At 33.5% G+C, this 11,419-nt stretch carries 8 protein-coding genes; 4 read left to right on the top strand and 4 right to left on the bottom strand.

Annotated features, from left to right (window positions below; all coding sequences use genetic code 11):
- Positions 1 to 48 precede the first annotated feature (48 nt).
- Together VKJ25_RS13320 and VKJ25_RS13325 are read left to right on the top strand one after the other, a co-directional pair.
- The gene (locus VKJ25_RS13320; RefSeq protein WP_324237115.1) at positions 49 to 1,074 is read left to right on the top strand and encodes an AAA family ATPase; all 1,026 of its coding nucleotides are present in this window, start codon (positions 49 to 51) and stop codon (positions 1,072 to 1,074) included.
- 32 nt (positions 1,075 to 1,106) lie between these two features.
- Positions 1,107 to 1,649 (top strand): hypothetical protein, encoded by a 543-nt coding sequence (locus VKJ25_RS13325; RefSeq protein WP_324237116.1) that lies wholly within the window; start codon positions 1,107 to 1,109, stop codon positions 1,647 to 1,649.
- 352 nt (positions 1,650 to 2,001) lie between these two features.
- Here VKJ25_RS13325 and VKJ25_RS13330 read toward each other — a convergent pair whose 3' ends face one another.
- Entirely contained in the window at positions 2,002 to 2,865 is an 864-nt protein-coding gene (locus VKJ25_RS13330) for a fructosamine kinase family protein (protein WP_324237117.1), read from the bottom strand.
- Positions 2,866 to 3,117: 252 nt separating this feature from the next.
- Complete coding sequence (gene leuB / locus VKJ25_RS13335; protein ID WP_324237118.1) at positions 3,118 to 4,200, bottom strand: 3-isopropylmalate dehydrogenase; 1,083 nt, start codon at positions 4,198 to 4,200, stop codon at positions 3,118 to 3,120.
- Between the two features lie 77 nt (positions 4,201 to 4,277).
- Between leuB and VKJ25_RS13340 the strand changes: the two genes are divergently transcribed.
- Positions 4,278 to 4,664 (top strand): hypothetical protein, encoded by a 387-nt coding sequence (locus VKJ25_RS13340; RefSeq protein WP_324237119.1) that lies wholly within the window; start codon positions 4,278 to 4,280, stop codon positions 4,662 to 4,664.
- Between the two features lie 1,013 nt (positions 4,665 to 5,677).
- Here the strand turns inward: VKJ25_RS13340 and VKJ25_RS13345 are convergent.
- The gene (locus tag VKJ25_RS13345; RefSeq protein WP_324237120.1) at positions 5,678 to 7,432 is read right to left on the bottom strand and encodes an ABC transporter ATP-binding protein; all 1,755 of its coding nucleotides are present in this window, start codon (positions 7,430 to 7,432) and stop codon (positions 5,678 to 5,680) included.
- A gap of 516 nt (positions 7,433 to 7,948) precedes the next feature.
- On the opposite strand from VKJ25_RS13345, the gene VKJ25_RS13350 reads away from it, so the two are divergent.
- Positions 7,949 to 8,305, top strand: coding sequence for a hypothetical protein (locus VKJ25_RS13350; protein WP_324237121.1), 357 nt, complete (start codon positions 7,949 to 7,951; stop codon positions 8,303 to 8,305).
- Between the two features lie 573 nt (positions 8,306 to 8,878).
- Here VKJ25_RS13350 and VKJ25_RS13355 read toward each other — a convergent pair.
- The gene (locus VKJ25_RS13355; protein ID WP_324237122.1) at positions 8,879 to 9,865 is read right to left on the bottom strand and encodes a YdcF family protein; all 987 of its coding nucleotides are present in this window, start codon (positions 9,863 to 9,865) and stop codon (positions 8,879 to 8,881) included.
- Positions 9,866 to 11,419: the final 1,554 nt, after the last annotated feature.

An 11,419-nucleotide genomic window follows, 5' to 3' on the forward strand; every position in this document is an offset into this window, starting at 1 on the left:
TTCAAAAAAACAAAATTTGATATTATTTTTAATCTGAATAACATTCATTTGAAGAAGGAAGTTAAGGGTAAAATTAGTCTTCCAAGTGGAGAGCTTTTTTCACTTAATAAAAATGATAATAGTACAGAACTAGTTGTGACTCTTTTAGTTGAACAAGAAAAAGTAAAAATTCCTACTGAGATTCTTCAACATGTTATTGCAGACGCTCTCAAAGAAATTATTTTTTCTCAACTTTTTCCTAGACCTTTTATCGCTAGTGCAGAAAGAACAGGTGCTGCTATTTTTCGTAAAGAGTTAAATTTTGCTCGCAACCGTTTGCTTGAAGAAATAGGCCAGGCAGATTATAAAATAGATCCAAGAGAGCTTTTATTTAGAGGATATCAAGATTATCCACTTCCAGTTGAACAAAATGTCGAGTTTACACGGGAACTAGAGACAATTTTCAAAAAACGTAGTTTTCTTTATAATAATCATCCTGAAGTTTTGAATGATTTCGCCGATATTATTGGAGGTGATTATACAGTTACTTCTAATGATGAACTTTATTATCTTCCACAAGGGAAAAGAGTCAAATTATCTATGCTTGAAAGTTCTAGCGCTGTACGTTCTTTACTAGATATTGGTTTTTATTTAAAGCACGAAGCTCAACTAGGAGACTTACTAATAATAGATGAACCTGAGTTAAATCTACATCCTGAAAACCAGCGTCGTGTTGCTCGACTGTTTGCTCGACTTATTAATCTAGGAATTAAGGTTTTTATTACTACTCATAGTGATTATATTATTAAAGAATTAAATACACTAATTATGCTGAATCACGATAAACCTCATCTTAAACGCATTGCTGAGGAAGAGGGTTATCAAAAATCAGAATTAATATCTGCTGAACAGATTAAGGTGTATATTGCGGAAGAAAAAGATATTCAACGAGAAGGTAATAAAAGAAAAACTAAATGTCAGAGTTTAACTCTAGCAAATATTGACCCAGAAATGGGTATTGAACCTCGTAGTTTTGATACAACTATTGAACAGATGAATCGTATTCAGGAAGCAATAGTCTGGGGCGAAGATTAATGGTTGATTCTGATATTTCTATCCTTAAAAAGATGATTCAACAGACAACTATAGAGAAATTAAAATTTAAAGATAAGAAGAATATTGTCGAACTTAAAGAAGAATCTGATGATTACACTCTAACTATTCATAGAATGCCAGATGATAAAGAAGTTATTGTGATTAAGGTAGATAATTTTAGCGCACCAACCACAATTTTTCAGGGAACTAAAAGTGAATGTAAACGTACAGATTTTGTTATTATTGCTGATATTATCAACAAAGAAAAATTCATCGTCTTTATTGAAATGAAGGCAAAAAAAAAGACATCTAAAGAAAAGGAGATTATTCAGCAATTAAAAGGGGCACAGTGTTTTGTTGAATATTGTCAAGCAATTGGTAAATCATTTTGGGAGAAACGAAATTTTCTTGATGATTATAAATACCGTTTTGTCAGTTTTAAGAATATTAAAATTCCTAAGAAACCAACACGATCTAAATCTAAAAATGCTATTCACGATACTCCAGAAAATATGTTAAAAATTAGCTCCCCAGACTACATTTGTTTCAATCATGTGATATGGCGCAAAAAATAATTCGGGCAATCTGATTAAATTATGAAAAAATTGACAAATAAAAATTTTACCATTTTTAGACTGATAAAAGGTAAGCGTTTCCTGCGGAATGTTGTGAAACAGCTATTCGCTATCAGCAATAAAAACCTCAACCTTACAACGCTTTTCACTCTCAATGAACCACATCGCCATAACCAAAATCTTGTAGGGACGTTCGCATTTTTGTTATGCAACGTCCCTACTCTGGTTTACCGAAATGAAAACCGCTGTAGAACATTTCTAAATCCTGTTTGCGGAGCATTTCCCTATAGGAAAAATCCTTTGATAATCTCCTGTTCCCTGTTCCCTATTCCCTATTCCCTATTCCCTAGCACTATAAAAATTGTTGCATCATCCTTTCTGCTTGAGAATCATAACCACCACCAAATAAATTAAAATGATTCAAAATATGATAGAGATTATAAAGAATTTTCCGTTGCTTATACCCATCATCTAAAGACCAAGCTTCATTGTAACCACGATAGAAAGCAGTGGGAAAACCACCAAATAATTCCGTCATCGCCATATCAACTTCGCGATCGCCCCAATAAGTCGCCGGATCAAAAATCACTGGTTCCCCATCCGCACTCACCGCAGCATTTCCCCCCCATAAATCTCCGTGAACTAAAGAAGGTTGAGGTTGATAACCTGCTAATATTTCTGGAATAACTTTCAGGAAGCGATCGCCCTGACTAAAACTCCCACCCCTACGTTTTGCTAACTTGAGCTGATAACCAATGCGATATTCTGCCCAAAATTTTGCCCAGTCTCCACACCAAGTATTTATCTGCGGTGTCGAACCGATAGTATTATTAATATCCCAACCAAACTCATTTTTTCCTTGATAGCGATGTAAAGCAGCTAAGTTACGCCCCATCTGTTCCCAAGATTTATCGTTACCGCGACCACCTAAGTCTAACCATTCCAAAACTATATAACAACTATTTCCCTCAGTTCCATAACAGATAGGTTGAGGAACGCGAATAGTCTGAGTTGAATACATTTGCTTTAATCCTAATGCTTCTGCTCGAAACATTTCCACTAGGGAAGCTTGATTAATTTTCACAAAATAGTTACGACTGCCATCAGTTAGTTTGTAACCATTATTGATGCAACCTCCACTGACGGAACTATGGTTAGTGACTTCAAAATTTTCTCCAGTGACTTCGGTAATATGTTCGGCAATTTTTTTCCACATAATATTGTTACTAGACTGAAACAGTTAATTTTCTGGGTAAGTTTCATAAATGAAGACCTCTCCCCCAACTCCTCTCCTGCTTTTGAGAGAGGCGAAGTCTTCTCCCCTTTCCCTTGTAGGGAAGTGCAATAAGCGTAGGTTGGGTTGTTCCCGTTAGGGTTGCGCAGCAAGGGACGAAACCCAACATTAGTAAAGTTCTGTTGGGTTTTACTTCGTTTAACAAGGGCCTACATTTTTAGGTATGTCAGTTTACTACAAACTCAAAACCTTCAACAAAACTTCTCCCATTTCCTTACATCCCACCTGTTTCATACCCTCCGACATAATATCCCCAGTCCGATAACCCTGCTCCAATACCTCAAAAACTCCATTTTCAATTTTGTCTGCTGCCACAGGTTGCTCCAAAGCATAACGTAACATCATTGCTGCACTCAAAACTTGCGCCAAAGGATTAGCCTTATCCTCCCCTGCAATATCTGGCGCAGAACCATGAACAGGTTCAAAAACCCCTGGCCCAGAAGCACCTAAACTCGCCGAAGGTAACATCCCAATACTACCCGTTAACATAGCAGCAGCATCAGACAGAATATCCCCAAATAAATTGCCCGTAACAATAGTATCAAATTGTTTTGGCCAACGAACAAGCTGCATGGCCGCATTATCTACATATAAATGAGATAATTCCACATCTGGATATTCTGGAGCAAGTAGAGTAAGGCGATCGCGCCACAACTGAGACACTTCCAAAACATTTGCCTTATCGACGGAACACAACTTACCCCCTCGTTTCTGGGCAGTTTCAAACCCCACCTTAGCAATACGGTCAATTTCTGACTCAGAATAGGCCATCGTATTGACACCTCGTTTTTCTCCAGTCTCTGTTTCAAAAACGCCCTTGGGTGTCCCAAAATAGACCCCACCTGTTAATTCTCGGACTACCATGATGTCCACTCCTTGAACTATTTCTCGTTTGAGAGTCGAAGCATCTATTAATTGGGGCAAAATTTTAGCAGGCCGTAAATTAGCAAATAATCCTAATCCGGCCCTTAGTCCTAATAGTCCAGTTTCTGGCCGTTGATGGCGAGGTAAGTTATCCCACTTATAACCACCGATGGCTGCTAATAATACGGCATCGCTGTTGCGACACATTTCGAGAGTTTTTTGAGGTAGAGGTTCTCCAGTAGCGTCAATAGCTACTCCACCGATGGGAGCTTCTTGAAATTCAAAGTTGAAGTTAAATTGGTTGCCAACCACTTTCAAAATATCTACCGCCACTGTCATAATTTCAGGGCCAATGCCGTCTCCGGGAAGTAGAGTAATGCGGTAGTTCATCATGTTTTTTTATCTATAATTTTCTATGAAGTTATCAAGATTATAATATTAAATAATGAGTTCAATTAAGTAAGTTAAAAATGAAGAAATTATTATTTATTCAGAATAAATTAATTACAACTCTAGTTATTTCTATAATATTAGTAGGCTGGGTTGGTTTTAATAATAAAATTCAGGCTAAAACTGAAGAAAAGCGTGCAGCTTGTGTTCTTATTGATTTTGATGGTAGAGTTAGAAGTTCAGGACCTTGTAATGTTATTTTAACTACCACTAATTCTGCCGTTGAGTTTGATATTGAATGGGATGGTACTTATAGAACTCAATTTTCTATGCGTAAATTTCCTACTGATGGAACTTATAATGTAAAAATTAAGGATGGAGGAAGAGCTAGTCTTATAGTTGAAAAAGAAGGTAGTGTATTTATTTTTAACAGTCGCGATTTTAGAGGTAGAGTAATATTTCCTTAGAATAAAATACAAAGAAAATTGATTAAGTATTAGTAGAGTTTGTTTTGAGATAGTCAATTCAAAATCCTAATATCAGGGTGCATTAATTAACCACAATACAAAAATATTTGCCATCCTCCCAAGTCCGCCATGGAATTTATTCTATGGTTCAAAGCAGAACTCATCTTTAGTCATCTAAAGATAGCTGATTTATTATGGTTAATTAATGAAACTTGATCTAATAGCTGAATGTTTACTTATAACATCAGGCTCCATTAATTAATTACAATACATCAAGATAGAATAGATAATTTAGTCATATGAAAGATAATTTCATCTCTGAGTCAATGATGAAAATCCTGAACAGATTTCTGATAACATTAGACGGCATTAATTAATCACAATACATCAAGATAGAATAGATAATTTAGTCGTATGAAATATAACTTCATCTCTGAGTCAATGATGAAAATCCTGAACAGATTTCTGATAACATTAGACGGCATTAATTAATCACAATACATCAAGATAGAATAGATAATTTAGTCGTATGAAAGATAACTTCAGCTATGAGTCAATGATGAAAATCCTGAACAGATTTCTGATAACATTAGACGGCATTAATTAATCACAATACATCAAGATAGAATAGATAATTTATTCATATGAAAGATAAGTTAAGCTCTGAGTCAATGATGAAAATCCTGAACAGATTTCTGATAACATTAGACGGCATTAATTAATCACAATACATCAAGATAGAATAGATAATTTAGTCGTATGAAATATAACTTCAGCTATGAGTCAATGATGAAAATCCTTGGCGGTATTTGTCATCCGCTTCATTAATTAACCACAATACAAAAAGATTTTTAATCCACCAAATTCGCCAAGAAATAAATTTCTACAGCCAGTAGCTAAAGTCATCTAATATGACTCGCATATATCTAATTTGTTATGGCTAATTAATGAGAGTTAATATAACTGAATAATTCATAAATCTTAAAGCTAATAACTGATAACTGAAACTCCTCCTATTCTAATAAATTTTTCAATTTTTGTTGCTCCCAAAGTAGCTGATATAAACCAAATTTCCCTACTAACTCCACATGATTTCCTACTTGCACAATTTTCCCTTTATCCATCACAAAAATTCTATCGGCAGTAGCAGCAGCCGACATTTGATGAGAAATAAAAATTACAGTTTTCTTTTGAGTTCCTGTTGATAAATTTTGCAAAATATTAGTTGCTGTTTGATTATCAACACTGGAAAGTGCATCATCTAAAATTAATATTGGTGCATCAACTAATAATGCTCTTGCTAATGCTGTTCTTTGTCTTTGTCCGCCTGATAAAGTAATTCCTCTTTCTCCAACTATGGTTTCATATTGTTGGGGAAAATTGAGAATTTCTGAATGAATTTGTGCTTGTTTGGCAGCAAATTCTATTTCCTTTTGTTCTCTTAACGGCTCTCCATAACAAATATTATTTTTGATAGTTGTACTAAACAAAAAACTTTCTTGAGGAACATAAGCGATCGCCCGACGTAAATCTTTTAATTTGACTTGAGTCACATCATAACCATCTATAAATAATTGGTCAATATCTATATTTAAAAGTCGAGGTAATGTATTTGCCAAAGTTGATTTTCCCGAACCAATAGATCCAACAATAGCAATAGTTTCTCCTGGTTTAATCAGAAAATTAATGTTGTCTAAAGCAGGGGTTTGACTACCAGGATAAGTATAAGTTAATCCTTTGCTTTTTATCCAACCTTTTACCACTTCTGGAAAAGGTAAAGGTGATTCATGGTCTTTAATTTTTGGTTCAACTGTCAGAATAGCTTCTATACGATCAATACTTACTTCTCCTCTTTGATAAGCAGTAATTGTAAAACCTAATAATGCGGTAGGAAAAACTAAACGTTCAATATAAAGAACTAAAGCTACAAAATTACCAACTGTTAATTCACCACTTTCCAAGTAACTTGAACCACTAACCAATAATATTAACAAACTTGAACTTGCTAAACTAAGGAGAATAGGAAAAAGAATATTACGAGTTCTAGCTAAATCTAAATTAACATCTAAAAGTTGTTGATTTATTTTCCGAAAAGCTTGTCTTTCATTTTCTTCTTGAGCATATATTTTGATTAGAGAAATACCATTCATATCCTCTTGAATCAAATCACTTATATTAGAAAGTTTTTCTTGCACAGCTAATTGTTGACTTTGCAATTTCTGGCTAAATATTTTTACCAAAATTAGCATGACAGGATAAACAGAAATTGCGAATAAAGTTAACCGCACATTAATAGAAAGCATAACCGGAATAGTTAAACCATAAGCAAAAATTGTATTGCTAATACTTAAAACTGCAAAACCTAATAGTCTACGAATATTATCAACATCACTTGTGGCGCGATTAATTAAATCTCCAATTCTATTATTATTAAAGTAGGATGGTTCTAATTTTAAAAGTCGATTAAAAATTTTTTGTTTCAGGTCAAATTCTACTTTTCTCCCTACTCCAAATATGAGAATACGGGAAAGTATTCTTATTACCCACATAATGGAGGCAAAAATTACAATTGTTAGGACATAAAATAAAAATTCATTAAATTTAGTTGCTACCTCCAAATCATCTATAGCTTGACTGATTAATTTAGGAATATAGATTCCTAAAGTATTGACTATAAGTAGGAAAAAAACCCCCAATAAAGACTGTCGGTAATGAGGACGCAAATAGGAGACTAATTTTTGGAATCGTAATTGAGAAGATTGAGTCATAGAAGTAATATTGAGATGTTTAATAATGCTATAACTGTAGATAGTTAAATATAGAAAAAATTGATATTTGATTCAACAAAAATTCTCTGAATTTTTGCTTAAACCAATTTGTACCAAGTACATGTATCACTACTAAATAATCTTGTCTGAGATTAAACTCAAAATATTACTGCTGGACTAACACAGTTAATTGTGTAGATTAGGGCGATTATTTAGTCTTGCGTTTGAGCATTAAAATTTTCACTAAAATCTGTCCCTACTATTACATAATTTTAAGTTTGTTAGTCTAGTACAATCTTTTAATATAACATTTTTCATGTTACAGAAGTAAAGTTGTTTTGTTGGTTTTTTATCGAATAATTAATAACTATTAATTGCTGAATCCCCTACTCCCTAAAACCAAGGAATTTTTTACCGAAAATTTGGGGTATGTGTTTCCCCTTTCAAGGGTATGAAAAAAATCAATTCAGTATTTAAAAGCTACGAGATACTAATAACTGATAACTGATAACTAAAATGCATGAGAATTGCTATATATTCACTATAATATTTGCCACAATAGGATTAACAAATATGAGCAAAGAATTTTCTCTTAAATTTAATGTCAATGATGATGACACTATTGATACTAATTCTATTAAAATTAAACTTGAAAAACCCAAAAAGAGACCACCAAAAACACCACCAGGACAGGATTTTACTATTATATTATTAATGATAATTTTAGGTATTATCTTGATTGTTAGATTTTTCATACCAGCTAGTGTAGAGAATACAACCGAACAATCACCTGAACCTGAACCTACTAACTCTCAAAATAATTCAACTGCTAAATCTTCTAATAGTCTTCTAGTAGAAACCGGGAATAGATAAGATATTCTTGAGAAGAATGTAGGGATTTTTTTTACTTTTACTTTGGCAATAATTCTCATACCAATTTCATACAATTTTGCTATATTCACGATGCAGAGAATAAGGAAAATGGAGAATAAAAATATAATAAAAAAGAGGAAAAAGTTTAATTATTACAATTCAAAAAAGCCTTAAAGTTAAGGTTAACGTTGGCATTAGTGCAGCTCCTATGCAAGAGGCAGTATTCCGTAGGAAAGTTCCTCTGTTAGGGAAGTTCATCCACAGGAGGAAAGAGACAGCTAACTTCTGTTTGCGGAGAATTAAGGAGGAAAAAATTCACGAAAATTGATTTTCGCTAACAGTAAAATTTTCGTTTTTTATTTCTCCAATTTTTTTCATCAAATAAAAATGCCCATCTCTCAAAAAGTTTTTTAAGCAGGGCATAAACTCTATAGCAGTCCTATTTTATTTGTCAAAAATATTGGCACTTTTTGGGAATTAGCAATTGGCAACAATTTCGGTGTTTATTTCTAATTTTTTAATTCTTACATCCTATCTAAGATTGCTATGTTTGTGATGAAAGAAAAAAGTTATTTAGAAACCAGGAGCTAACCAACCACGGAGGAAATAGTAAAATAATGCCAAATATTCTTCCCAAATATCAGTAGTAAGTAAAAGTGCTTCTGTGTTCGGAAGAAAATCTGCTAGTACAAAACGATAAGAAGAATCTTCATAAGGGTTAACAGTATTAAAATCTGTAGGAGCTGGAATAACCTTCATACCTAAATCAGTAAAAGTTAAACTAGCACGACGAATTTGAATAGCAGAAGTAACCAGAATAACTTTAGGTTCTAAACCTCTTTCATCTAATATTTCACGACTTTCAATAGCACTGTCATGTACCGTAGAGCTATTTGGTTCAATAATAATAGCAGAACTTGGCACATTCAATAAAGCTAAAACTCTTTTAATATCCTGAGCTTCAACTGTATTCAGGTCTTCTCCAATTCTTGGACCAGCACTAACAATAATATAAGGAGCTAAACCTTTTCTATATAATTGAGCTGCATGAATAATTCGCTCTGAAGTTTTAGTTAGCTGAACTTGTATTCTATCAGGTATTATTGGTTGAGTTGTTCCTTGACCTAATAATACTATTGCATCTGCTCTTTCATCACAACAAGCTGAAGCAGAAACAGCCTCTATCGCATCCTCTTCTGCTTGTTGAGCTGCCCATATCGCAAATACTGGTGCGCTAGTAATTATGAGAACTATCAAGGCCGTAATAATTAGACTTGGTGCCGGATTTTTTATTCCCCCACCCGATATTAGAGTAGTGGCATAAATCAACAATATAATCGAAAAACCAAGTGGTTTAAATGCAAAAGCTAGAAACCTAAAAACAGCAGCTCCCACTGGACTATCTGGTGCATAAAATGCCAGTATTAATAGAATAACTGAAAATACCAGTAACAACTTAGAAATTAAGTGTTTCTGATCACCACCTGAATTGTCCCAAAGTGATTTAAGTATAGAAATTAATAGTATGCAAAATACTATTCTAGTTAAGATTATCAGCATAATTTTTTGGATTTTTGTCTTGAGAAAATAGTAATTTTTGGTTTACTAAATATAAGCATTCAGCACTCAGCTATCAGTTATCAGCTAATAGCTTCATTACCAAAAAAAAAGAGGTATAAAGCCTCCCCTTGTTCGGGGATGAAAAAAATAAATTTCATTGTTTCAAGCCTCTAGCTGAACCCAGAGGTACTGATAACTGATAACTGATAACTGATAACTGAAATTACCTTTGATTGATAACTAGAGCTAGTCGCTATTGTGCTTCAATTCTCTGGTTAAAAATATAGTAGTATAGTAGAAGTTAAGCAAATGTTTACTTTATTAATTAAAAAGCTAATAGCTAATAGCTGTTTGCGCAGTATTCCCTAGGAAATACTTACTACTAAACTAACTGGGTTGATATAATATTGCCCCTAAATTAAAAATAAAAATCAACTGCTTTTAGCGAAACTTCAGTTAATAATTAGTTGCTTCTGTTACCAAAAAAATAGGTATAAATCCTCCCCTTGTTCGGGGATGAAAAAATTTTAACTCAGTATTTCAAGCCTCTGACTAAATTCGGAGGTTTACTCTCTACTGATAACTAATAACTAATAACTGATAACTGAAATGACTGCTTGGATTACTTTAACATGACCATAACGTATATTATCATTCACAATTACAATTAAAGTCCAATATATAGCAATCCTATTTGATTCGTTTATAAAATTTCATTCCTTTTAGGGAGTAGTGGTGCGACCCCGCGTAGGTGAAAATTGCAAGTGGTCAGACCCCTTGCCAGCCTTCCCTGGCGCTGGCCAAGAGAGAAAACAGGTGGGAGTTTCAGTTTATTATTTACTTTATTAATTTGTCACAACCTATTTAGGATTGCTATATAGTTAGGTGTTTTATACCCTAACCCTAAATCACAAGTTCATACTGTAATTAAAACACAGATATTTTTGATGACACGCCCTAGAAATAAAAAACAATAATTTTCAACTATACCAGGGCTTAGGCAGCGACCCTAGATATAGTGCTTTTAACCCCATGCGCAATAGTTTTTTAACTCTATATCATAGTACTTTTGTGTAAGTCCTGTATACTTTGTATTAGGAGTTACGCAGAAACCGGGTTTATCAACGAAATTTTGTGGTTTGAACAACAATATCACGGCAATAAACCGGGTTGATTGGTTGTTTTGCGCAAGCCCTATTTATGTGAAGTATGTCATTTCAGTTATCAGTTATCAGTACCTCCTACTGAAGTAGGAAACTTCAAATAAATCAATTTTTTTTTCATCCCCTTGTAGAGCGACAGCTCGTGGCGCAGCCAAGGGGAGGCTTGAGACCTTATTTATTCGTCAAAATACTCATTCATTCTTTATTGACTTTTAAACTTTATTGTGTTATAGAGAAAATTTTTTAATATTGTAGTGTATTAATAAAACTTATAAATAAATTAAAGAATAAATTACTTAACACCCCTTTACAAATAGAAATAAACTAGCTAAAGTAATATTAACGGTCAAGGAAAAAAAACCGAAGACCGCCGTACCTCGAAAATTTCATA

The organism is Okeania sp., assembly GCF_035285525.1.
Taxonomy (GTDB): domain Bacteria; phylum Cyanobacteriota; class Cyanobacteriia; order Cyanobacteriales; family Microcoleaceae; genus Trichodesmium.